Origin of the sequence: Bacillus sp. GC_Bacil_1 (genome assembly GCF_026540675.1) — a bacterium.
In the GTDB taxonomy this organism is placed as follows: Bacteria; Bacillota; Bacilli; order Bacillales; family Bacillaceae_G; genus Bacillus_A; species Bacillus_A cereus.
In genome coordinates this window covers 19,262-45,364 of sequence record NZ_JALNUG010000016.1, presented here as the reverse complement: position 1 = coordinate 45,364, position 26,103 = coordinate 19,262, and the positions used below count along the sequence as shown (strand labels likewise).

Here is a 26,103-nt window from a genome sequence, read left to right as displayed (position 1 = left end):
TCCAAGTAGCTAGTCGAACTTTCTTACAACTGGAACACGAATCGCTACAAATAGTACGAAGACGATAACAGCAATTGCACCGCTTTTCATAACGGTTACGATTGGAATTCCCATTGCAAGTGCGATTGATGTGAATGCATAAGAGAGCGGGATAAAGCCCATTGATGATAGCATAAGTAAGCTCATTACGCGTCCCATCATTTCCTCTTTTACTGTCGATTGAATCATCGCCATAAGCGGAACGATAGCCATTGCAATTGTAATACCATAAAACATGCCGGCTAATAATGCTTGCCAAAGTACGGTGCTAAAGTTGATGGATAAGAAGAATACACCAGACAGTAGCATCATGATAATGCAAAATAGTCCGCGTCTACGATTAATATTTTTTAAACCGACAATGACAGCGCCTATTGCCATTCCGCCGCCTACAGATGCTTCTAAGTAACTGAAATGGAGCGAGTCACCGTGCAGAACATTTTTAACGAAAAGCGGGAAACCGACTTGCATCGGACCAATTAAAAATAAATTTAAAAAGGCGCTACAAAGAAGGAAAGTTGAAAGGAATGGCGATTCCTTTACATATAAGATCCCTTCTTTAATGGAAGTGAACATACCTTTATCTGTATCTTTTAGTTCTGGCATCGTAAATTGTATTTTTTGAACGAGTATGGCTGCGACAATCAGTAATAAAATTGTAATAGAAAATATTGTCTCGTAGTTTGTAAATTTGATCAGAATTCCGCCAAGTACAGGGCCTAAGATGACCGATGCTTGGTTCGTCATTTGTGTAAGTGAATTCGCTTGTGTTAACCGGCTTTTTTCTACCAATTCAGGTAAGATAGATCCATCTGCTGACCAGAAGAAAGCATCAGCAAGTCCAAAGAATAAAGCGAATAAAGCAAATGTATATAGTGTTACATCACCAACGATAAACCATGTGAGAATGGTTGCGACAAGAATCGCTCGAATAATATTGGAGTAAAACATAATGTTTTTTTTCGGGAATTTATCAGCTACAGCGCCGCCGATAATCATAAAAATAAGCCTTGGAACACTAAGAGCTACGAAAACAACACCGAGTGAAGCTTCAAGGTTTAATGTTTTTGCTATGTACCACGTTTGTGAAAAAGTAAAAAAGGCTAAAGCAAAGCTTGAAAAAAGAGTAGCTGCCCAAAGAAAAAGGAAATTCGTATTTTTTAATAACGGTTTTCCGCTTCCTTCTAAAGCAGTTTTATTTTGTTGTAGTTCCTCCATATTACTTCCTTTCTATGTGACAAATTTAAACTAAAAAACCAGTAAACGCCCGATTGGTGAGGGCTAATACTCAATGGGAGATGCCCTCCGCTGAGTATAGTTTCACTTTATACAGTTTCTAATATTTCTATACTGCACTTTCTCATTGTAGACAATAATAATGGATTTGCCCAGTAGCTATTTAACGACAAAAAAAGATGCCGAATGGGCATCTTTTTTTAGGCTAACGCAATATAAATATCCAATTGTGCATGATTTGGGTCTAATGCTCTTTCGGCGTAAAGTTCAAAGTCTGTTGTGAAGGCACGTTTATTTTCTTTCGACCATTTCCAAATATATTCCCAAGCTTCGCAAACGACTTCAGCAACTGGTCCCTTTCTCGTTGTAAATACCGCATACGTAGCGGCAGGTATTGTTAAAGTTGTCATATTTTCAGGAACATCTTCTAATGAAGAAACGGGCATACCGATTGTAAATGTATATGTACCAGTTTCATCTGATTCGTAGTTGGAGTAGAAAGCGAATGTTTCTTTCGTTTGTTGATTTGGGATGTGATGCATCATTTGTTCTTGAAAGTATTTGTTCCAAAGCCCGGGGATTTTTCCTTCAGGAGATGCCTCTATTTCATTAGTTGTCGTAACCGAAACGCCGATTGCTTGGAAAGCTTCTTTTTTTACGATAATGGGTTCGTTTATCATTACAAATTCCTCCTTTAAAATAAGAACATACGTTCTTTAATAATATAACATATTTTTACATGTAACGGTTATTATTTTTTGAAAATTTTAATCATAAACAACAAACTGAAATAACTAAAAAATGGTAAAAATTCTATTGTATGTATGAATAGGTTAGGGAGTATGTTAAGATTTTTATGTATCCTTTAACTGTTATATAAGCCTATGCAGTAGAACGTTTTTACTATATTAAAAATGGTAAAGGTTTGTATAAGTGTCCGATATATATGCTATTTTTGATAAATTAAAATAGTAATATTCTATGAGATTTATATTGTTGACATTGGGATTTCAACGATACATTTTCGTAGGACGGATTGTTGCGAGTGGATATATATTGCTATGTATACGGCTACGAAATTAAGTAGACGGATAGCAAGTATATAGAAAGGAGAAAGGTAGAAAATATGAAGCAAGTATTGAAGTGTTTTAATGTCGTAACGATGATCACACTTCTCCTATCCATCATATTGCCTTCACCCAGTGCTTTTGCTACAGAGATAAATAAAAAAAGCTGGGATGAGTTACAAGGAAATGATGTGAAAATTAAGGCAGAGCAAGTAAATGCTGAAATATATAAGGGAGAAGTAGCGGAGAGGGAGCACGTATTTCAATATACGATTGAAAATACGGGAGCTACACCAATTCAAGAATTGGTGCTTAAACAAAATAATGAAAATGAAATTACGTTCCCTTCGCAATCTGTGAAAGTAAACGGAGAGAAGTTACCTGAAAATAAGGTAGCGGATTTCTATGTAGAGGAAAAAGATAAGGGAGGAAAGGTTCTTTCTTCTAATCTTAAAATTAAAGATTTAAAATCACATGAAAAAATGACTGTGTTAATAAAAGCTCGTCGTGCACAACATTTTAATAAAGAGTATAAGCAAAAAATTAGTGTGCAAAAGGATCAACTACAAATAGGAAACATGTCTGTAGATGTTGAAGGGATTCCTTCTGAAGACAAGGTTGAAGCTAATACCGATGATGAGGCTGACAGTAGTAAGAAAGAAATCGGATCACCAGCTGATGCTAAATCAAAAGAAGTGGATGCTAAATCAAAAGAAGTGGATGGAAAATTAAAAGTATCTGCAGGAGATAAAAATAAACCTACAGCGAACACGGAACTAGTGAAGCAGCCAGTAGATAAAGATGAGAAGAAACTAGAAAAAGAAGCGGAAAATCAGAGCGATGCAAAAGTACAAGCTGCATCAGAGAATGCTTCGAAGGTTCAAATGCAAACAGGGGATAAGCAAGGATTTGGAGATCCACTGTATTCTACAATTACTGCTGGTAATTTAGTACAGACTGGTAATGTAACACTTGGTTTGACGACTGATCATTATGGCAGACAAAGTATGGGTTATAAAACGAATAAAATGACTGTGGACGTTGATAACGATGATAGTACTTTTAATTCGTCAACAGGTGCATTTCCTAATATTCCTGCCGGAAGTAAAGTGAAAAAGGCTTACTTATTCTGGACAGCAGCAATGGGGTTACCAGGAAATATTGCTGATAGAAAGGTTACCGAGGATCAAGTAAGGCAACCAGTCAAAATGAAAATGGGAAATAAAGAATATGCAGATGTAACTGCTGATAGCATACGAAAAGCGGATTACCTACCTTATATTTCTAATTACTCAGGTAGTGGCGCAGGATATGTTGCGTATGCAGATGTAACAAATGTAATTGCACAGCAAGGGATTTCACAAACGTTGACAGTTGCAAATGTGCCACAAATTAAAGATGTAACAGGTGGCGGCTATTACTGGGGTAACTGGAATCTTATATTAGTTTATGAAAACTATAAAGAAACAGTAAAAGACATGAAGATTTGGGAAGGGCTAGTCTCTCAAAAAAGTACAGCCTGGACAGATATTAGTGTTAATAAAATAAACACACCAAAAGAAGGTGCTTTTAAGGCGAAATTTAGTTATTTTTCATCGCAAGGTGACCCAGCTGAGAAAGATGGATATGCATATGATTATGGAGAATATGATTTTGGTGCTGGATATATAAAGATAAAAAATATTAACGGTAAAGACAATGATGCGAATGATTCGTCTATGACAGAAGTACAAGTAGATGGTACTAACGAGTTTGTTGCAAAAAAATATCCAGGATATAACCCGGATTGGACAAATTCATTCAGTACTGACATTCATACGTATCATCTTGAAGGACCTACTCAAGTAAAAAATGATTTAAAAGAAGCAAAAATGCGTTTTAGAGCAAATGGTGGCGGTGGTGATATTTACGTATTAAATAACGCTACATTCGTTACAGAACATAATGCTCCAAACTTACAAGTTGATAAAAAGGCATTAGATAGTGCCGGTAAAGAAGTTAAGGAAATTAAAGCTGGTGAAGAGTTTACGTATCAAATTGAAGTGAAGAATGATACGAAAAATAACCAAGCACCTGTATCTAATGTAAAAGGTTTTGATAAATTAGATGATCGTTTAGAGTATGTTCCGGGATCTATACAATATATTTCTGGAAGTAATAAAGGAAATAAAACAGATAATGCAAGCGATGATGAAGCGGAGTTTGTAAATAATCAAATTGATTTCCGTGTTGGTGAAGGTGCTAATGCTAAAGACGGCGGTGTTTTAAAGCCTGGTGAAAGTGCCATTATTACATTCAAAGTAAAAGTGAAAGCTTCTGTACAATCAGATACAACAATAAAAAATATCGTTGCTGTAAAGGGAAAAGATAGTACCGAGGTAAATTATGAAACTACAGATGATGCAAATGTTACGGTTACGCTTCCGAAAGAAGTTCCGGGAGAAATAGAAGCAAGAAAAATAGCTTCTAATAAAACACCGAAGCTAGGTGACGAGGTAGAGTATCGTATTACATTTAAAAATAAGACAAAAGATGGACGTCTAGATGTATTGACAATTGAAGACGAATTACCAAGTAATCTTGAATACGTGAAAGATAGCTTGAAAGCAGAAGGTGCAAAACCAGAGCCAGTAGAGCTGAAGTTTGAAAATGGCAAAGTAATGGCAAAGTATCCAGAAATTATGGATATGGAAGAAAGAAGTATCGTCTTTAAAACAAAAGTAAAAGAAACTGCAAAAATTGGTGAAGAAATTGTTAATAAAGCAACCGTTAGTGATAAAACAAATCCACCAAAGGATTTAGAGGAGAAGATTACACCACAGCATAAGGCCGGTAAAATTACTGCAAAGAAAAAAGCAACAAATAAAAAGCCGAAGCTAGGAGAAGAAGTTGAATATCAAATTAGCTTCAAAAATACGGTGGAAAACGGAAAACTAGATGCAGTTACAATAGAAGATGAAATTCCAGCTAACTTAGAATTTGTTCAAGGTAGTGAGAGAGCTGAAGGTGCTGAACCAAATCCAGTAGAGTTAAAAGTAGAAAATGGTAAGGTAATCGCAAAATATCCAGAGATTACGGATACAAAAGAGCGAAGCATTTCCTTTAAAGTGAAAGTAAAAGAAGAGGCAAAAGCCGGAGAAACGATTGTTAATAAAGCGGTTGTGAGTGAGCCAAATGGACAGTCTGAGCATCCAGAAGAAAAGATTACGCCGGATTATAAATACGGTAAAGTGGATGTTGAAAAAAGCGTAACGAATCAAACACCAAAACTAGGAGAAGAAGTGGAATACCGAATTACATTTTATAATACGGTAGAAAACGGAAAACTAGAAAAGGTGCTAGTAGAAGATACACTACCTAAAGGTGTTGAATACGTGAAAGATAGTTTGAAAGCTGAAGGTATAAAACCAGAGCCAGTAGAACTAAAAGTGGAAGACGGCAAAGTAATGGCAAAGTATCCAGAAATTACGGATACAGAAAAAAGAAGTATTGTATTTAAAGTGAAAGTAAAAGATTCGGCAAAAGTAGGGGAGGCAATTGTAAATAAAGCAATTGCAAAAGATCCGAAAAATGAGCCTGCTGAATCGAAGGTTGTTATTACACCACAAAGTAAAAAAGGTGAAATTGCTGCTACAAAGGTAGTTAATAATAAGAAACCGAAGCTAGGCGAGGAAATCGAGTACCGCATTAGTTTTCATAATACGGTTGAGAACGGAAAACTAGAAGAGGTGCGAGTGGAAGATACAATTCCAAAAGGTCTTGAATATGTAGAAAATAGTATCAAGGCCGAAGGAGAAGCACCTGGACCAGTAGAATTAGCTGTTGAAAATGGAATAGTCAAAGCTAAGTATATCGATATTATGGATATGAAAGAAAGAAGTATCGTCTTTAAAGTAAAGGTGAAGGAAGAAGCAAAAGTAGATAAAGAGATTGTCAATAAAGCAATTGTTGATGATACGAAAAATCCACCGATTGAGCCGGAAGAAAGAATTACTCCGCAATATAAGGATGGAATAATTGATTCGAAGAAGACAGTAGATAATCCATCACCAAAACTAGGAGAAGAAGTAGAATACCGAATTAGCTTTAAAAATACGGTAGAAAACGGAAAACTAGAAAAGGTAACGATAGAGGATATAATTCCTAACGGTTTAGAGTATGTAAAAGGCAGTGAAAAGGCTGAAGGTGATAAACCAGCTCCATTAAAGTTAAGTGTGAAAGATGGAAAAGTCATTGCTGAATACGAAAATATTACGGATATGAAAGAAAGAAGTATTGCCTTTAAGGTAAAGGTGAAGGAAGAAGCGGAAGTAGGTAAGGAAATCATTAATAAGGCAATTGTTGATGATATGAAACATCCGAAAGAACCAGAAGCAAAAATCACACCATTACACAAAGATGGAAAAATTAAAGCGAAGAAAATCGTAAATAATGAAACACCGAAGTTAGGAGAAGAAGTAGAATACCGAATTAGTATGAAAAATACGGTTAAGTACGGAAAGCTAACAGACGTGATAATAGAGGATACTCTACCAGAAGGTTTAGAGTATGTAGAAAATAGTTTGAAAGCAGAAGGTGCCGGAACAGATTCAGTAGAGCTGAAATTTGAAAATGGTAAGGTAATGGCAAAATATCCAGAAATTATGGATACAGAAGAAAGAAGTATCGTTTTTAAAGTGAAAGTAAAAGAAGAAGTAACAGTCGGTAAAAAAATCATTAATAAAGCAACTATTGATGATTCGCAAAATAAGCCAGTTAATCCGACTGCGGAAATTATTCCTCAGTATAAAGATGGAAAACTTGAAGCGAAAAAGATGGTAAATAATGAAACGCCGAAGTTAGGAGAAGAAGTGGAATACCGAATTAGCTTTAAAAATACGGTAGAAAACGGAAAGCTAGCAGAGTTAAAAATAGAAGACGATTTACCAAATGGATTAGAGTATGTGAAAGATAGTGTAAAAGCAGTAGGTGCTAAGCCAGCTCCAGTGGAATTGAAATTTGAAAACGGTAAGGTAATGGCGAAGTATCCTGAGATTACAGATACAAAAGAGAGAAGTATTACCTTTAAAGTGAAAGTAAAAGGTAAAGTGAGCGATTGGATTGTTAATGAAGCCATTGTGAGCGATACGAAACATCCGCCAGAAACACCGACAGCAGAAATTATTCCGCAACATAAAGACGGAAAAGTGAAAGCGAAGAAGACGGTAAATAATGAAACGCCGAAGTTAGGAGAAGAAGTAGAATACCGAATTAGTTTTAAAAACACGGTAGAAGACGGAAAACTAGCAGAGGTGAAAATAGAAGATACTTTACCCGAAGGTTCAGAGTACGTAGAAAACAGTGTGAAAGCAGAAGGTTCTAAGCCGGATCCAGTAGAATTGAAAGTGGAAAATGGTAAGGTAATGGCGAAGTATCCAGAGATTACGGATACAGAAGAAAGAAGTATCACTTTTAAAGTGAAAGTAAAAGATGAAGTGAAAGTCGGTAAAAAAATCGTCAATAAAGCAATTATTGATGATACGAAAAATGAGCCAGAAACACCGACGGCAGAAATTACTCCACAGCATAAAGACGGAAAAGTGGAAGCGAAGAAGACGGTAAATAATGAAACGCCGAAGTTAGGAGAAGAAGTGGAATACCGAATTAGCTTTAAAAATACGGTAGAAAACGGAAAGCTAGCAGAGTTAAAAATAGAAGACGATTTACCAAATGGATTAGAGTATGTGAAAGATAGTTTACGAGCAGAAGGTTCTAAGCCAGATCCGGTAGAACTGAAAGTGAAAGATGGAAAAGTAATCGCAAAATATCCAGAAATTACGGATACAGAAGAAAGAAGTATCGTCTTTAAAGCGAAAGTAAAAGAAGAATTTAAGGTTGGTGAAGGCATTGTCAATAAAGTAGTTGTTGATGATACAAAAGATCCAACAACTTCAGAAGTAACAATTACGCCAGAATATAAAGACGGTAAGCTTAAAGCAGAGAAATTTGTAACCAATAAAAAACCGAAATTAGGAGAAGAAGTAGAATACCGAATTAGTTTTAAAAACACGGTAGAAAACGGAAAACTAGTAGAGGTTAAAGTAGAAGATGAAATTCCAGCTGGATTAGAGTTTGTAGAGAACAGTTTACAAGCAGAAGGATTTAAGCCTAGTCCGGTAGAATTAAAATTTGAAAACGGCAAGGTGATGGCAAAGTATCTAGAAATTGCGGATACAAAAGAAAGAAGTATTATTTTTAAAGTGAAAGTAAAAGAAGAGGCAGAAATAGGCAAGGAGATTGTTAATAAAGCAATCGTAGTAGATACAAAAAATGAGCCAGAAGAGCCTCGTGTGGAAATTACTCCGCAATATAAAGATGGTAAAATTGCTGCGCAGAAAGTAGCCAATAATCATAAACCGAAACTAGGAGAAGAAGTAGAATATCGAATTAGTTTTAAAAATACGATAGAAAACGGGAAACTAGCAGAGGTAAATATAAAGGATACATTACCAAATGGTTTAGAGTATGTAGAAGGCAGCATCACAGCAGAAGGTTCTAAACCGAAACCAGTAGAGCTACAGGTGAAAAATAATAAAGTAATGGCAAAGTATCCAGAAATTACAGATACAGAGGAAAGAAGTATTGTCTTTAAAGCGAAGGTAAAAGAAAGCGCAAAAGTGGGAGAAGAAATCGTAAATGAGGCAATTGTAGATGATACAAAGAATCTACCAGAAGAGCCTTATGTACCGATTACACCACAATATAAAGATGGAAAAATTGAGGCAAGAAAAGAAGTAAGTAATCGTGAACCGAAGTTAGGTGAGGAAATCGAATATCGAATTATTTTTAATAATACGGTGAAAGATGGGAAACTAGTAGAGGTAAAGATAGAAGATAAAATTCCAGCTGGATTAGAGTTTGTAGAAGGAAGCGAAAAGGCTGAAGGTGAAGAGCCAAAACCAGTGGAGTTGAAAGTAGAAAATGGTAAGGTAATGGCAAAGTATTCAGAGATTATGGATACGAAAGAAAGAAGTATCGTCTTTAAAGTGAAGGTGAAAGATTCGGTTACAATAGGTAAGGACATTACAAATAAAGCGATTATCCATGTTGATGATCCGAACCATCCAGTAATTGATCCAACAGCAAAAATTACACCGCAATATAAAGACGGTAAAATTGCTGCTCATAAAAAGGTGAATAATCATAAACCGAAGCTAGGTGAAGAAATCGAATATCGAATTTCATTTAATAATACGGTGAAAGATGGAAAACTGGCAGAGGTCAAAATTGAGGATGAAATTCCGTTTGGTTTAGAGTATGTGAAAGATAGTCTAAAAGCAGAAGGTGATAAGCCGGCCCCAGTAGAGTTGAAAGAAGAAGCTGGTAAGGTTAGTGCGAAGTATGAAAATATCACTGACATGAAAGAAAGAAGCATTATCTTTAAAGTGAAGGTGAAAGATTCCGTTGAAGTGGACAAGGCAATTGTAAATAAAGCAATTGTTGATGATACAAAAAATCCACCAGAGCGACCGGAAGTAGATATTACACCGCAGCATAAAGATGGTAAATTTAAAGCTAATAAAAAGGTAAGTAAAAAAGATCCAAAGCTAGGAGAAGAAGTAGAGTACCGAATTAGTTTTAATAATACGGTAGAAAACGGAAAACTAGCAGAAGTGAAAATTGAGGATCAACTACCAAATGGATTAGAGTATGTGAAGGATAGTTTAAAAGCAGAAGGTAATGAACCAAATCCAGTAGAGCTAAAAGAAGAAGCTGGAAAAATCACAGCGAAGTATGAAAATATTACTGATACAGCTGAGCGTAGCATTATCTTTAAGGTAAAAGTAACAGAAGCAGTAAAAGTCGGGAAGAAAATCGTGAATACGGCAATTGTGGATGATGATAATCCGAAGAATCCTCCGCAAAAACCAGAAGCGATTATTACACCGGAGTATAAGAATGGAAAAATAAAAGCTGAGAAAACAGTAAATAACCCAGCTCCAAAATTAGGAGAAGAAGTAGAGTATCGAATTACGTTCCGTAACGTAGTTGAGCACGGAAAAGTAGCGAAGGTGAAAATTAAGGATGAATTACCAAACAGTTTAGAGTTTGTAGAAGGTAGCGAAAGAGCTGAGGGGGATAGTCCAAAACCGTTGCATGTGAAAGTGAAAAACGGCACAGTACTCGCAGAATATCCAGAAATTACGGATACGAAAGAAAGAAGCATCGTCTTTAAAGGAAAAGTGAAAGAAAAAGCTAAAATTGGCGAAGCGATTGTGAATACGGCGGTTGTGGAAGATACTATAAATCCACCAGAGAAACCAAATGTCGCTATACAGCCTCAACATAAAGATGGTGCATTACAAGCAGAAAAAACAGTAAGCAATCATGAACCGAAGTTAGGAGAAGAAGTAGAATATCGAATTAGCTTTGAAAATACGGTAGAAAACGGAAAACTAACTGAGGTAAAAGTAGAAGATAAAATTCCAGCCGGTTTAGAATACGTACAGGATAGTATAAAGTCTGATGGGCCGGAACCAAATCCAGTAGAACTTAAAGTTGAGAATGGAAAAGTAACAGCAAAGTATCCAGAAATTACGGATACGAAAAAAAGAAGTATCATCTTTAAAGCGAAAGTACAAGAAACGGTACAAGTAGGAAGAGAAATTATAAACAAGGCGGTTGTGGATGATAATAATCCGACAAATCCACCGGTTGAGTCACTTGTACCAATTACACCGCAATATAAAGATGGGAAACTAGAGGCAAGGAAAGAAGTAAGTAATCATGAACCAAAGCTAGGGGAAGAAATCGAATATCGAATTACTTTTAACGGCATAGTAGATGGCGGGAAGTTAGTTGATGTAAAGATTGAAGATGAAATTCCGTCTGTTTTAGAGTATGTGAAAGATAGTCTGAAGGCCGTAGGTGATAAGCCTGTACCAACAGAACTTAAAGTTGAGAATGGAAAAGTAACAGTGAAGTATCCAGAAATTACGGATACGAAAGAAAGAAGTATCATCTTTAAAGTAAAGGTAAAAGAATCAGTAAAAGTTGGAGAGGAAATAACAAATAAAGCGATTATTCACGTAGATGATCCAAATCATCCAGTTATGGAACCGACAGCGACAATAAAGCCAGAATATAAAGATGGTAAGGTAAAAGCAACGAAGACAGTAAGTAATAAAGAACCGAAGCTAGGAGAAGAAATCGAATACCGAATTAGCTTTGAAAACACGGTAGAAAATGGAAAAATAGCAGAGGTAAAGATAGAAGATGAAATTCCAGCCGGTTTAGAGTACGTGCAAGATAGTATTCGATTTGAAGGGGCTGAACCAAATCCAGTAGAGTTAAAAATGGAGTTTGGAAAAGTAATAGCGAAGTATTTAGAAATTACAGATACAAAAGAACGTAGTATTATTTTTAAAGCGAAGGTAAAAGCAGCACCAAGTAAAGGGATAACAAATAGAGCGATAGTGGACGATAGAATAAATCCACCACTTGAGCCTACAGTTACAATTTTACCGAAAACAAAAGAAGATTTTAAGATACCGGAAGATCCGAAAGAACCAGAAGTGAAACCGGAAGATCCGAAAGAACCGAAGGAGCCAGAAGTGAAACCGGAAGATCCGAAAGAACCGAAGGAGCCAGAAGTGAAACCAGAGGATCCGAAAGAACCGAAGGAGCCAGAAGTGAAACCAGAGGATCCGAAAGAACCGAAGGAGCCAGAAGTGAAACCAGAGGATCCGAAAGAACCGAAGGAGCCAGAAGTGAAACCGGAAGATCCGAAAGAGCCGAAGGAGCCAGAAGTGAAACCGGAAGATCCGAAAGAGCCGAAGGAGCCAGAAGTGAAACCGGAAGACCCGAAAGATCTGAAGAAACCGGAAGTAAGACTGGAAAAGTTAAATAAAGACCCGCAAGTAAAAGTAGAAAAAGAATTACCGAAAACAGGGGCAGCACATCCATGGATGATGTCAGTTGGTGCGGGAATTTCATTCTTAGTTGGCGGAGTATTATTCGTATTAGGTAGAAGAAGAAAATAATAATTTTTGTAGACGAAAAGCACACTGAGTTCGATAGTTTATCGAATTCAGTGTGCTTTCGTGGTATATAAAATAAAAGCTCCTTCCGCGTATGGAAGGAGCTTTTATTTTTACATATTAAAACATGCTTGAGCTATGCATTGGTTGAAGTTTTGCATTTGGATCGAAGTAAGCTTTTGCATTGTTTACTGCTGTCGGTGCTTCGCCAAATCCACAAGCGATAAGTTTTACTTTTCCTTCATATGTACAAATGTCACCAGCAGCGTAAATGCCAGGAATATTTGTTTCCATTTTTGAATTCACAAGGATGCTATTTTTTTGTATATCTAAGCCCCAGTTTTTAATTGGGCCAAGAGAGGAAACGAAGCCGTAGTTTACAATTACATCATCAACATCGATGATAACTTTTTCTTCAGTTTTTACGTGCTGAAGAACGACTTGTTCAATTTTGTCATCACCAATGAGTTCAACTGGAACATACGGTGTACTTACTTCTGCACGAGAATTCATTAAGTTTTCGACGCTATGTTCATGTGCGCGGAATTTATCACGGCGATGAACGATTGTAACTTTGTCAGCAATCGGTTCTAACATCATCGTCCAGTCTACTGCTGAGTCGCCACCGCCAAATACTACGACGCGCTTGCCAGCAAATTTATTCATATCATCAACGAAATAATGTAAGTTTTTCTTTTCGTATTTTGCTGTACCTTCTAATTCTAAGCGGCGTGGTTGGAAAGCACCATTGCCGGCAGTAATAATGACTGATTTAGAATAGTGAGTTTGTTTATTCGTAACAAGTTTAAATATACCATCAGCTTGTTTTTCAAGCGTATCAACAGCTTCTTCTAAGCAAATGGTTGGATCAAATTTCTTCATTTGCTCTTTTAAGTTATCAACTAATTCTTGTGCGCGCACTTTTGGAAATCCAGCTACATCATAAATGTATTTTTCAGGGTAGAGTGCGGATAATTGTCCTCCAAGTTGAGGTAAGCTTTCAATGATTTTTACACTTGCTTGTCTCATCCCGCCATAAAATGCTGTGAATAGTCCTGTTGGACCACCACCAATAATTGTTATGTCGTAAACTTTTTGATTTTCTGCCACTTTCATTCCCCCTATAGATGGAATTTTGATATTGATTTCATATATTGTTCATATGTACACGAAAATCCTGCAAATGATGACACTTTCAAATAAATGATAGCATATTTGAGTTCATAATACTTCTGAAAACGACTGAATTGTGTGTAAGTTTTCGCATAGATGCTTTTTGTATTGTATAAAATATACAGAAAGGAAAATACATGAAAAAAAGGTTGAAAAACCCTTGAAAACGCTATGTTATTTTAAAATATTGATAATTCTCCAGAAGCTTGAATTCTGGAATAAAACCGACTAATATAGGGAAGTATTATGTTAAATTTCTATGACAAAATTCGTACGATTTTTTGACTGCGTTTTGTTATGATATAGAATGTGATAAATTCCACATTCTTGACAAATAGAGTTTTTAGTACTTGGTATTATTTCTCATTACTATTATATAAAGAAAAGGGTTGTGATTTGGTGAAGACTCCAAAAATCGTAGTTTTAGGTGCAGGTTATGGCGGGATGATTACGACTGTTCGTCTGCAAAAAGCATTATCTGTAAATGAAGCTGAAATTACGTTAGTAAACAACAACAGCTATCACTACCAAGCGACTTGGTTACACGAGAGCGCAGCTGGTACATTACAAGATGAAAAAATCTGTCTAGATATTCAAGACGTTATTGATACAAATAAAGTGAACTTTGTACAAGACACAGTAGTAGAAATTAAAGCTACTGAAAAACGTATTATCTTAAAAGACGGCGAGTTAGAGTATGACTACTTGGTAATCGGTCTTGGTTTCGAATCAGAAACATTCGGAATTACAGGATTAAAAGAGCATGCATTCTCAATCGCTAACATTAATGCAACTCGTGAAATTCGTGAGCATATGGAAGCTAGTTTCGCTAAATATGCAGATGAAAAGCGCGATGAGTTAGTAACAATCGTTGTTGGTGGTGCTGGATTTACTGGTATCGAGTACGTAGGTGAGCTTGCAAACCGTGTTCCTGAACTTTGCAAACAGTACAATGTACCACGTGAAAAAGCACGTATCATCTGTGTAGAAGCTGCTCCAACAGCACTTCCAGGTTTCGATCCAGCATTAGTAGAATATGCTGTAAAACAACTTGAGAAAAAAGGCGTAGAATTCCGCATCGGTACAGCAATTAAAGAAGCAACTGAAGAAGGTATTATTGTTGCAAATGGTGATGATACTGAATTAATTAAGTCTGAAACAGTAGTTTGGGCTGCAGGTGTTCGTGGTAATGGTATTGTGGAAGAGTCTGGCTTTGAAGCAATGCGCGGACGTGTAAAAGTTGATGAGTACATGCACGCTCCAGGATACGAAGAGGTATTCATGGTTGGTGATGCAGCGTTAATCATTAACGAAGAAATTAACCGTCCTTACCCACCAACAGCACAAATTGCAATTCAACAAGGTTACAATATTGCACACAACTTAACTGTATTAGTTCGTGGCAAGGGCGAAATGAAAAAATTCGCATTCGATAATAAAGGATCTGTATGTTCTTTAGGTCATGACGATGCAATGGGCGTTGTTATGGGTAAAAAGTTAACAGGTTGGAAAGCTTCCTTCATGAAGAAAGTAATCGATAACCGCTACTTATTCTTATTAGGTGGACCTTTATTAGTTCTTAAAAAAGGTAAATTAAAGTTCTTTTAATATATAGTAGAAAAAGCAGAAACGGCTAAGCGCCGTTTCTGCTTTTTTTTCATATAATACATGTTTTCGATATAACAATAGAAAGATGGGAGAAATGTTTTATTTGAACATTTCCTTATCATGAAATGGATGAATCCAATGTTTTATTTTCTTCATAATTACATTTCTGCATCTTGATATTTTTTTGTTAACAGTATATCGACAAAATGGGTTTTTTCACTTTTTGAAAAAAGGAAATTTCACAGCGAATTAAAAAGTATAGTATAATATATAGAAAAGAAAGAATATTCTGTCCGTTCGGATGGAGGAGGATGCATCATGGGGAAGCGCGGGAAAGTATGGTTAGCTGTTAGTGGCTTAGTAGCTACAAAAGATGGCAGGTGGCTATTCGTTAAGAAGAAATACAGTGGATTAAAAGGGAAATGGTCTTTACCGGCTGGTTTTGTAAATGAAGGTGAGACAGTTGATGAAGCTGTGAAACGCGAAGTGTTAGAAGAGACAGGCATTGTCGCTCATGTGAAGGGGATCATTGGTGTTCGATCGGGTGTTATTCGTGATGAAATTAGTGATAATATGATTATTTTCCTTTTGGAGCCTGAAGGAGAAAATATTATTGTACAGGAGAAAGAATTGTCTGAAGTGGCGTTCTTACATCCAGATAAGATTGCGGACGATCCGAATACGTCTGTACTTATTAAATATTTGTTAGAAGGAAGATCAGAACTACATCTTGAAGTGGACAAAACATTAAATCCAGGAGAACCATTTGGTTATACAGCCTATCACGTATTTACGGCACGTGCGAAGGAGAGGGAGAAAGAGTGAGTATACCGGTACTACTTATTTCAATGATGTTATTTTTTATTTTGTTCTTTGGAATTGGATTTTTACTCAACATGATTTTGCGAGCTACTTGGGTAATGGTTATTGTGTATCCGATTGTTTGTATGCTTATTATTAATAAAGCGAGTATGTGGGATTATTTTTCAAAACCGAAAGAAACATTTTCTTCATTTGGGACAAGTGTATCGCACTTAGGACAAGCAGACGTGTTTATTCTATCTACTGGATTAGTAGGGGCTGCTTTAGCAGGAGTCGTGATCAAGAAACTTCGGAAAAGCGGATATCAAATGTTTTAATCTCCAACTAAGTTGGAGATTATTTTTTGCATATTCCTTCATCGTATAGGGAATGATTAACGATGAAGGAGTGTGGAATATAAAAATGTTAAAACGATATTGTATTCGCATTATGATGACTTGTTTACTTGCATTTGCATTATGCGTAACATGGAAGGCTTTCACTGGAGTTTCTTTATTAGAGATTGTAAAGACATATGAAGGAATGAGTGCAAAAGAAGTACATGCAGCAGAAGTTAAGAGAAATGTTGCTCCGAGTAAAGAAGTGATAAATGCTTTAGAGCAGGCAAACGACTGGTCTAAATATCGTTCAATTGAAATGACTGCAACAGGTTATACATCGGGGATTGAGTCAACAGGTAAGAGGCCAGGGCATCCAGAGTATGGTATTACATATTCAGGTGTTAAAGTGAAAAGGGATTTATATTCCACAATTGCTGCGGACTTACGCGTATTCCCGATTGGAACGATTCTCTTCGTGCCAGGTTACGGGTATGGTGTAGTAGCTGATAAGGGCGGAGCAATAAAAGGAAACCGTCTTGATTTATATTATGATACGGTGAAAGATGTTTATAGCCAATGGGGTAAGAAAAAAGTAAATGTGTATGTAGTAAAAGTAGGAAAAGGTAAGTTTACAGAAGAAGAGTTAACGATGTTAAATCAAGACGAAACGATGCAAGTGTTTCGTGGTCAATATTTAAAGCAAAGATAGTCTAGTCGTAATTACGCTAGACTTTTTTTCTTGGCTTATTTCATAATAGAGGAGATTTTACACGTCATATAACTGTAGTTAGAATTGTCGCATTTTATCGAAAATAAAGTTATAATGGTGGTAGAGAAATTTAGGGGGTCTGAACATGTTTCAAGTACAAAAAGAATTAGCAGGTCACGAAGCAGTAATTGTCGCTTTATTTGAAGAAGAGAAAATGAGTAGTTTTGTACAAGAACTGGACAAAGCGTTTGAAGGACAATTACAAGTTTTACTAGAAGAGAAAGAATTATCTACGAAGAAAAAGGCCATTTCGAAAGTACATAGCTTAGGAAAAACAAATGTGAAACGGTATTACTTTGTTGGTTTAGGCAAGAAAGAGTCTTATACGACAGAAACGTTACGCGCGGCTCTTGGTAAGGCGTTTAAAACACTGCAAGCAGCAAAAGTACAAGATGCAGCAATCTTACTTGATTCTTTCGTAACAGAGAAATTAGACGCGATTGATGTCGCTCATATTGCGGCAGAGGTACAAGGCCTTGGTACATATGAATTACAAACGTATAAATCAGATAAAAAGGATCGTGTAGAGTTAGAGAAGTTCACGGCTATTACAGCGGAAGATGCACAAGAAATTGAAGCCGCATTAACAGTTGGCTACGTACATGGACGTGCAACAAATTCAGCTCGTACACTTGTAAATATGCCGCCAAACGTATTAACAGCGACAAAGCTTGCTGAGTATGCTGTTGAGTTAGCGGAGAAGTATGATATGGACTATAAAGTTCTTGAAAAAGAAGAGATGGAAGATCTTGGTATGGGTGCGTTACTTGCAGTAAACCAAGGTAGTACAGAGCCACCCAAAATGATTGCTCTTATTTATAAAGGAAAAGAAGAGTGGACAGATGTCATTGGATTCGTTGGAAAAGGTATTACATACGATACAGGTGGTTATTCTTTAAAACCACGTGAAGGCATGGTTGGTATGAAAGGTGATATGGGCGGTGCAGCTGCTGTATTAGGTGCGATGGAAATTATCGGAGAACTGCGCCCAGAACAAAATGTGATCGCTGTTATTCCTTCAACTGATAACGTTGTAAGTGGTACGGCATTTAAGCCAGACGATGTAATCACATCTATGAGTGGAAAAACAATTGAAGTATTAAATACGGATGCAGAAGGTCGTCTAGCTTTAGCTGATGGTATTACGTATGCGAAAAAACTTGGCGCAAACTACCTTGTTGATGTTGCAACATTAACAGGCGGTGTAATTGTTGCACTTGGAAACCATACGACAGGCGCAATGACAAATAATGAAGAGTTGTTTGAGCAAGTACTAGAGGCTTCTATGGAAACAGATGAACCAATTTGGCAACTACCGATTTTTGATCGTGATAAAGAACGTGTGAGAAACAGTAAGTTTGCTGATTTAAATAACTCACCAGGCCGTGAAGGACATGCGGTTATGGCAGGTACATTCCTAGGCGAATTCGCTGAAGATACACCGTGGGTACACTTAGATATCGCTGGAACATCAGAAACAAAAGGCGCGCACGACTTAGGTCCAGCTGGAGCAACTGGTGCAATGGTACGTACACTTGCAACACTTGTAGAGCGTTTTGGAGAAGAATAATTTTTTTGAAGAAAAGGCTGTCTCGAATTTTTGAGGCAGCCTTTTTATTGGTATAGTAGACCTGTTTATTGGTAATTCGATATAACTTTGTTTGCTACTACGCTGTTGAAAAAAATGTTTATAAAGAAATCGTGTATAAAATTCCATTTGAAAAAGGAAGTACGGTCTGTTTCTTTACAGAACCAAGTGCATCACTTTTTTCGGGTAAGCCAATTGTAACTTTGAGGCGTGTCCCGAGCTCAAGATTAACTTCTGTAATTGTGTTAATGAAAGAATATTAGCAATGGAGACGATACGATTATTTTAACGAGAATGCATCATCATGAAGATGATTACTTTTAGAAAATGTTGATTCCATTAATGAGCGTGTAATGCTGTTGTAGCTTTGTCTATTAGAACTACCAATATGGATGAGAGACCTCTTTATTGGTATTTAATAGCTGATTTTCAATGTTATACTTATGTGATATAATCTTTCCTGTATTAGAAGTAAATAACAATTTAATAGGGAGGGAATGAAGAGAGTGAAAAAAATAGAAGCACTCTTATTATTATGAGGGAAGGAACTTTATCTCAACAAAATATAGTTGTATTGTTTTTTAAACAGTTACGCCCGAAACAATGGACTAAAAACTTGCTTGTATTTGCAGCGTTAGTCTTTTCGATAAAACAAGTATCTTTAACTATGGTGGCACAAGCTGCAATTTGTTTTGCCCTATTTTGTGCAATATCTGGCTGTGTCTATATTTTAAATGATTTTATGGATATTGAGGCAGATCGACAACACCCTGTTAAGCGATATCGACCGATGGCATCGGGTGCATTAAATCCGTACTTTGCTATTACGGCAGGTTGTGTTATTTTAGTAGCGTCTTTAGTAGTTTCATATATACTAAATCCGTTATTGTGCTTAGTATTAGCAGTCTATTTTATTTTAAATGTAGCGTATTCAATTCGTTTAAAGCACGTTGTAATCATTGATATTTTAATTATTGCATCTGGATTTGTTTTACGAGCATTGGCCGGTGGATTAGTTATTCAAGTGCCATTTACACCGTGGTTTTTATTATGTACATTATTACTGTCACTATTCTTGGCCATTAATAAAAGACGACATGAATTAGTATTGTTACAGAATAATAAAGGTTCTCATAGAAAAGTATTAGAAAGTTATTCTTCTGCTTTGTTAGACCAATTAAGTACAATTGTTACATCGGCAACTATTGTAACTTATGCTATCTTTACTTTTAATGCAGGGAAAAGTATCTATTTAATGTGGACAATCCCATTTGTAATTTACGGGATTTTTCGTTATTTATATTTAGTTCACATGGAAGATAAAGGTGGAGAACCAGATAAAGTTTTATTAGAGGATCAGCATATTTTAATAACAGTGTTGTTATATGCGATAACAGTTATTATTATACTATTGAACTTTTAATTACTCTATTCGGGTTTGTTAAAACGTTTAAGAGGAGTGTCTTAAACGTTTTTTATTTGGAATAAAACATTTTTTGAATATAAACAGTTAAGGAGTATAGAGATGCAACAATTTTTAATGATTATTTTATCAGTTGGTATGGGAGTTGTAGGGCAAATTTTATTAAAGTTTGGCGCAATGAAATCACAAAGTTCAGCGGCTGTAGGTATTATGAATTTCATTAACGTACCGAACTTTTTCGGACTAGCTTTTTACGGTTTAAGTGCATTATTATGGATGATTGTGCTGAGAAAGGTTGATTTAAGTTATGCATACCCAATGGTGAGTTTCGGATATGTATTTGTTATTATTGCGTCAGCATTATTATTTGGTGAAACAATCAATTTCATGAAAATTGCTGGAATGGTATGTATAGTAGCTGGCATTTTATTTATTGCAAAATCATAGGAGGTAAAGCAATGGGAACATATTTATATTGTGTACTTCCATTTATAGCTTGGGTAGCTTCGGGAGTATTAAAATTTTTAGTGAATTATCTTCGTTCTGGAAAAGATGCTTTTCGTTTAGTAGGAAATGGTGGATTTCCTAGTACGCATACAACGATTTTATCAAGTATGGTCATGACAATAGGGTTTCATGAAGGGTTTAATACACCGATGTTTGGAATCGGGATGGCAATTTTAACAATTGTTATCATTGATGCCACAGGACTTCGCCGTACAGTTGGTAAACATGCAAAAATGTTGAATAAACATATAAGTTCGGAAGAAGAAAAATTAAGAGAGCGTCAAGGACATCATTGGCATGAGATTTTTGGTGGACTTGTGTTAGGAACAGTTATTGGGTACGTGGCACATCTAATTATGTTATTTCTACCGTAGAGAGGAGAAGAAGTATTGAATATTTGGAATGATTATAAAGGAAAGGGTATGTTAGCCCTTGTCCTTTTCATTTTTTATTGGTCATTTTATTTTTTTATCGGTTGGAAAATGGAAAACGACTCTAAGGTTTTAACAGCTTCCTGGTATGACATGTATTTTTCTTTTGATCAGGGTTATTACATTTTAAGTTTTTTCTTGGCTAAAATACCAATTGCAGATGAAGTGTTGTTTCGACATCCATTTTTAAATTTTTTAACTGAGGAAATAGCAACAGTAGTATCATCACTAGGTGTAAAAAATGTAGTGCAAGGTATTATATTTTTCCAAGCGTTCTTAAGTACGTTAAGTGTAGTCATGATTTACATATTATGTTGTAAAATTTGTAAGAATGTAATTGTTTCTTTTCTATTAGCGGTTATGTACGGATTTTCAGCTACTCTGTTAGTTATTACGTGGACACCGGAATCTTTTGTTTATGCCAATTTCACATTGGTACTGATGTGCTTTGTATGTTATCCGTTTATTACAGGAGAAAAAGAAGCGAAAGCAGGATTCAGCGTTGCTAATATGTTATTGGCAATAGGAATAACGGGAGTTACATTAACAAATTCGTTTATGTGGTTTTTAGGTAGTGTAATGAGTTATAAAACATTAAAGAAAAGAATCATTTGGACTGGTATTTCTATCATTGTGGTCGTTCTTCTTTTCGCATTAGTGATTATAGAAAATAACATATCACTTATTGATGTGATCAATACTAATATTAAATTTACAGAGAAACAAGGTTTTTCAGAGGAATATGTAGGGTCTAAGTATATACTAGCATTTCATTTGGTATTAGGATCTTCATTCATCTTTGGACCATTCTCGGAAGTTACTTTAAGACAAGGTGAGCAATTCGCACAATTAAATATGCTTCCATCACATACTATGATCGGATGGATTGTGATTGTATCTGTGTATGCTTTTATAATAGTAGCTGTATGGAAAAACTTTAGAAAAGAACCTTTCGTAAGGTTTTTAAGTTTCTGTTTACTATTTAATATTGTCTTACATGGAATTGTTGGTTTTGGGGCATCTGAAGCATTTATTTATGGCGCACATATGGTATTTACAATCCCTTTGTTATTAGCATATGGCTTTAAAGTGATGAGACGTATAAAAGTAGTCGGTTTATGTATAGTATTACTATTACTATTAATAAATAATTTTGATAGTATGTTATATTTCTATCATTTTGCAGTCTCGAACTACTCTTTATAATAAGGTTTATTTTTAATAAAAGGGTACTTTAGATAGGATATCTAAAGTACCCTTTTTCCTATTTCTTAAAAATAGATACAAAATAATAGCCGGAAGTGTGGCATTTTAGAAAAATATAGTTGTTATGAAAGAACTCTAAACATGTTTTGAGTACAAAAAGAGTTAGCAAGACATGAAGTGATAATTATTGTACTTAGATATCGCTGTGAGCACATAATTTATGGGTCAGTTCCAGCAATGGGTAGGTAATTGGTATACTTTTCGAGCATTTTGTAGAAGAATAATTTTTTTGAATAAAAGGCTGGCTCAAATTTTGGAGATAACCTTTTTTATTAATATTGTAGACGTATTTGTTGGTAATTCGATATAACTTCATTTACTACTGTGCTGTTCAAAACGGTGCTAAAAAGTATTTATAAAGAAATCGTATACAAAACCCCATTTAAAGCAAAAGAAGTACGGCCCGTTTCTTCAGAGACAACTAATATAAGTGCATCACTCTTTTCTGATAAGCCAATTGCGGCTCTGTGACGTGTGCCTAGCTCAGGATCAACTTCTGTACTTTTCGTTAAAGGAAGAATATTAGCAGCTGAGATAATATGATTATTTTTTACGAGAACGGCACCGTCATGAAGAGGGTTACCTGGATAAAATATTGATTCGAGTAATGGTGCAGTTAAATGAGCGTTTAATGTCGTTCCAGTTTGAATGAGAGCTTCAAGCGTCTCGTTTCGTTCCACAACGATAAGAGCACCATGTTTTCTGGCACTTAAATGTTGGATAGCTGTCGTAATAAAAGATGAACTTTCCGTATAAGGTGATAAATATGCCTGAATATAGTATGTAGCTGCCAATGTTTGTACATTTGCCAACATATGATGAATATCTTCCATTTTGCATAAAATACATTCGTCTTCTTTATCAATTGCGTTCCTCATAATTGATAGTTCTTTTTCAGCAATTTCAATCATTTGCTTTGTTTGTATTTTGAGCTCTTCTGACAAGCCCCATTCGTGCATAATCCTCATTCCCTTTAGTGGAGTATTTAACCATAGTGTATACAAATATTCCTAGTAAAATCCTGCTAGATTTTATAAAATATTGAGATACAGCATGTTTTTTTCATATAATAAAGGTATGACGAGCGAGAGGAGAGAGAAGAATGAATTGGAAACAAGAATTTGATCGCTGGCTTTCTTACGCACAATTAGATGCAGAATTAAAAGAACAGCTAGAAAATATGAAGCAAGATGAGAAGAAAATCGAGGATAGCTTTTATAAAAATCTAGAGTTTGGCACAGGTGGTATGCGTGGTGAACTTGGTGCTGGTACGAACCGTTTAAACGTATATACAGTTCGTAAAGCAACAAAAGGATTAGCAAGCTTTATCGAAAAGTTAGGTGAGGAAGCGAAAAAACGCGGTGTTGTTGTAGCCTATGATTCTCGTCATAAATCACCTGAGTTCGCAATGGAAGTCGCTGCTACACTTGGTGCACGTGGTATCACAACATATGTGTTTGAAAGCTTACGTCCAACGCCAGTACTTTCTTTCGCAGTTCGTCATTTACATACAGTAAGTGGAATCGTTCTTACGGCAAGCCATAATCCGCCTGAATATAACGGATATAAAGTATACGGTGAAGATGGTGGACAGTTGCCTCCAAAAGAGGCCGATGAGTTAATTAGTTACGTAAACGCAGTAGAAGATGAATTAACAGTTGAAGTCGCTGATGTAGAGCAATTAAAAGCTGACGGTTTATTACATATTATTGGACAAGAAGTAGATGATGCATATGCTGCAGAATTGAACAATGTCATCATTAATAAAGAAATGGTACAAAAGGTTGGTAAAGACTTAAAAATCGTCTTTACACCATTACACGGAACATCAAATATTTCTGTACGCCGTGGTTTAAAAGAAATTGGATTTACAGATGTAACAGTTGTAAAAGAGCAAGAGTTACCAGATCCAAACTTCTCTACAGTAAAATCACCGAACCCAGAAGAGCACGCAGCGTTTGAGTATGCAATTCGTGACGGTGAAAAGGTAGGCGCAGATGTATTAATCGCAACTGATCCTGACGCAGATCGTCTAGGTGTAGCAGTTCGTAATCATAATGGTGAGTTCCAAGTATTAACAGGAAACCAAACAGGTGCATTAATGCTTGATTACTTACTATCTCAAAAGAAAGAAAACGGAACGCTTCCAGAGAACGGTGTCGTATTAAAAACAATCGTAACGTCTGAAATTGGTCGTACAATTGCAAAAGCATATGGTTTAGATACAATTGATACGTTAACTGGATTTAAATTTATCGGTGAGAAAATTAGGCAGTATGAAGAAAGCGGACAATATGAATTCCAATTCGGTTATGAGGAAAGCTATGGTTATTTAATCCGTCCATTCTGCCGTGATAAAGATGCAGTACAATCTGTCCTATTTGCATGTGAAGTAGCTGCATACTACAAATCACAAGGGAAAACGTTATATGATGGTCTATTAGAAGTATTTGAGAAATACGGATTCTTCCGTGAAGACCTTGTATCGTTAACGTTAAAAGGAAAAGATGGAGCGGAACAAATCCAAGAGATGATGGCGACGTTCCGTGAGAATCCTCCGAAAGAAGTAGCGGGCTTAACAGTCGTAGCAGTGGAAGACTATAAAGCAAGCATTGTTACGTCTTTACAAGATGGAAATAAAGAAGAGATTCACTTACCGAAATCAAATGTGTTAAAATATCAATTAGAGGATGGTTCATGGTTCTGCCTACGTCCATCTGGAACTGAACCGAAGATTAAGTTCTACTTCGGTGTACAAGATAGTTCTTTACAAAATAGTGAACAAAAGTTACTTACTATTAAAGAAGACATTATGAATCGTTTATAATACAAAGTAATTTTAAGTAGTAAGGAACAAAAGGGAGCGAAATCTCCCTTTTGTTTTATGTAGGAAATAATTGCTATTAATTCCGACAGGAGAGAGGGTATTTTGTGATGAAAAAAGTAAGAAAAGCGATAATCCCAGCAGCTGGATTAGGAACACGTTTTTTACCAGCAACGAAAGCAATGCCGAAAGAAATGTTACCGATAGTAGATAAACCAACGATCCAGTACATTGTAGAAGAAGCAGTGAAATCGGGCATCGAAGATATTATTATCGTTACTGGTAAAACAAAGCGTTCTATCGAAGATCATTTCGATAACGCATTTGAACTAGAGCAAAACTTATTAGAGAAGAAAAAATATGAGTTACTTGAAAAAGTACAAGCTTCTTCAAAAATGGTAGATATTCATTACATCCGTCAAAAAGAGCCGAAGGGGCTAGGGCATGCTGTTTGGTGCGCGCGTAAATTCATTGGTGATGAGCCGTTTGCAGTGTTACTAGGTGATGATATTGTCCAAGCTGAGAAACCATGTTTACGTCAATTAATGGATGAGTATGAAAAAACACTTTCTTCTGTTATTGGTGTACAAACTGTTCCAGAAAATGAAACACACCGTTACGGAATTATCGATCCATTAGAACAAGAAGGTCGTCGTTACCAAGTTCGCAATTTCGTTGAGAAACCAGCACAAGGTACAGCACCTTCAAACTTAGCAATTATGGGACGTTACATTTTAACGCCTGAAATCTTTATGTTCTTAGAACAGCAACATGTCGGTGCTGGTGGTGAAATTCAATTAACAGATGCAATCCAAAGCTTAAATGAAATTCAACGTGTATTTGCTTACGATTTCGAAGGAAAGCGCTACGACGTAGGTGAAAAGCTAGGATTTGTTCAAACGACAATTGAAATGGCCCTGCAACACCCAGAATTACGTGATGACATGGTTGTAATGATGAAGAAAATTTTAGAAGAACAAGTGAATCAAGAGTCTTAATATAAAAAAAGAG

General features: G+C 36.0%; 16 protein-coding genes. 12 read left to right on the top strand and 4 right to left on the bottom strand.

Features of this window, described 5'->3' with window-relative positions; translation table 11 throughout:
- Positions 1–9 precede the first annotated feature (9 nt).
- Both OXT04_RS21855 and OXT04_RS21850 read right to left on the bottom strand, forming a co-directional pair.
- Complete coding sequence (locus OXT04_RS21855; RefSeq protein ID WP_000391931.1) at positions 10–1,257, bottom strand: MFS transporter; 1,248 nt, start codon at positions 1,255–1,257, stop codon at positions 10–12.
- A 218-nt stretch (positions 1,258–1,475) separates the two neighbouring features.
- A complete protein-coding gene (locus OXT04_RS21850; protein ID WP_000606667.1) occupies positions 1,476–1,955 on the bottom strand; it encodes a GyrI-like domain-containing protein in 480 nt (159 codons plus the stop codon).
- 446 nt (positions 1,956–2,401) lie between these two features.
- Here OXT04_RS21850 and OXT04_RS21845 point away from each other — a divergent pair, with 446 nt between their 5' ends.
- On the top strand, positions 2,402–12,364 hold the full coding sequence (locus OXT04_RS21845) for an isopeptide-forming domain-containing fimbrial protein (RefSeq protein ID WP_267417566.1): 9,963 nt from the start codon (positions 2,402–2,404) through the stop codon (positions 12,362–12,364).
- Positions 12,365–12,481: 117 nt separating this feature from the next.
- On the opposite strand, the gene OXT04_RS21840 is transcribed toward OXT04_RS21845, so the two are convergent.
- Complete coding sequence (locus tag OXT04_RS21840) at positions 12,482–13,471, bottom strand: NAD(P)/FAD-dependent oxidoreductase (protein ID WP_000829772.1); 990 nt, start codon at positions 13,469–13,471, stop codon at positions 12,482–12,484.
- A gap of 462 nt (positions 13,472–13,933) precedes the next feature.
- Between OXT04_RS21840 and OXT04_RS21835 the strand changes: the two genes are divergently transcribed.
- The 9 genes from OXT04_RS21835 to OXT04_RS21795 all read left to right on the top strand — a co-directional run bounded on the left by OXT04_RS21835 (position 13,934) and on the right by OXT04_RS21795 (position 22,208).
- Positions 13,934–15,142, top strand: coding sequence for an NAD(P)/FAD-dependent oxidoreductase (locus OXT04_RS21835; protein WP_142306354.1), 1,209 nt, complete (start codon positions 13,934–13,936; stop codon positions 15,140–15,142).
- A 318-nt stretch (positions 15,143–15,460) separates the two neighbouring features.
- Positions 15,461–15,967, top strand: coding sequence for an NUDIX hydrolase (locus tag OXT04_RS21830; RefSeq protein ID WP_000517993.1), 507 nt, complete (start codon positions 15,461–15,463; stop codon positions 15,965–15,967).
- Complete coding sequence (locus OXT04_RS21825; RefSeq protein ID WP_000027016.1) at positions 15,964–16,281, top strand: YuiB family protein; 318 nt, start codon at positions 15,964–15,966, stop codon at positions 16,279–16,281. The genes OXT04_RS21830 and OXT04_RS21825 overlap by 4 nt, the downstream gene beginning before the upstream one ends.
- Positions 16,282–16,366: 85 nt before the next feature.
- Entirely contained in the window at positions 16,367–16,993 is a 627-nt protein-coding gene (locus OXT04_RS21820) for a 3D domain-containing protein (protein ID WP_002094181.1), read from the top strand.
- 145 nt (positions 16,994–17,138) lie between these two features.
- Positions 17,139–18,623, top strand: a complete 1,485-nt coding sequence (gene pepA, locus OXT04_RS21815) for a cytosol aminopeptidase (RefSeq protein ID WP_098570147.1) — start codon at positions 17,139–17,141, stop codon at positions 18,621–18,623.
- 553 nt (positions 18,624–19,176) lie between these two features.
- Positions 19,177–20,064, top strand: coding sequence for a decaprenyl-phosphate phosphoribosyltransferase (locus OXT04_RS21810; RefSeq protein WP_001206695.1), 888 nt, complete (start codon positions 19,177–19,179; stop codon positions 20,062–20,064).
- Between the two features lie 102 nt (positions 20,065–20,166).
- A complete protein-coding gene (locus tag OXT04_RS21805) occupies positions 20,167–20,511 on the top strand; it encodes an EamA family transporter (RefSeq protein WP_001183889.1) in 345 nt (114 codons plus the stop codon).
- Between the two features lie 11 nt (positions 20,512–20,522).
- The gene (locus tag OXT04_RS21800; protein WP_000537662.1) at positions 20,523–20,945 is read left to right on the top strand and encodes a divergent PAP2 family protein; all 423 of its coding nucleotides are present in this window, start codon (positions 20,523–20,525) and stop codon (positions 20,943–20,945) included.
- A 15-nt stretch (positions 20,946–20,960) separates the two neighbouring features.
- The gene (locus tag OXT04_RS21795; protein ID WP_267417555.1) at positions 20,961–22,208 is read left to right on the top strand and encodes a DUF6080 domain-containing protein; all 1,248 of its coding nucleotides are present in this window, start codon (positions 20,961–20,963) and stop codon (positions 22,206–22,208) included.
- Between the two features lie 413 nt (positions 22,209–22,621).
- Here OXT04_RS21795 and cdaS read toward each other — a convergent pair whose 3' ends face one another.
- Positions 22,622–23,227, bottom strand: coding sequence for a sporulation-specific diadenylate cyclase CdaS (cdaS, locus tag OXT04_RS21790; RefSeq protein ID WP_089171915.1), 606 nt, complete (start codon positions 23,225–23,227; stop codon positions 22,622–22,624).
- A gap of 143 nt (positions 23,228–23,370) precedes the next feature.
- On the opposite strand from cdaS, the gene OXT04_RS21785 reads away from it, so the two are divergent.
- Entirely contained in the window at positions 23,371–25,095 is a 1,725-nt protein-coding gene (locus tag OXT04_RS21785; RefSeq protein ID WP_098562496.1) for a phospho-sugar mutase, read from the top strand.
- Between the two features lie 107 nt (positions 25,096–25,202).
- Positions 25,203–26,090, top strand: a complete 888-nt coding sequence (galU, locus tag OXT04_RS21780; RefSeq protein ID WP_071714559.1) for a UTP--glucose-1-phosphate uridylyltransferase GalU — start codon at positions 25,203–25,205, stop codon at positions 26,088–26,090.
- The last annotated feature ends 13 nt before the right edge of the window (positions 26,091–26,103 follow it).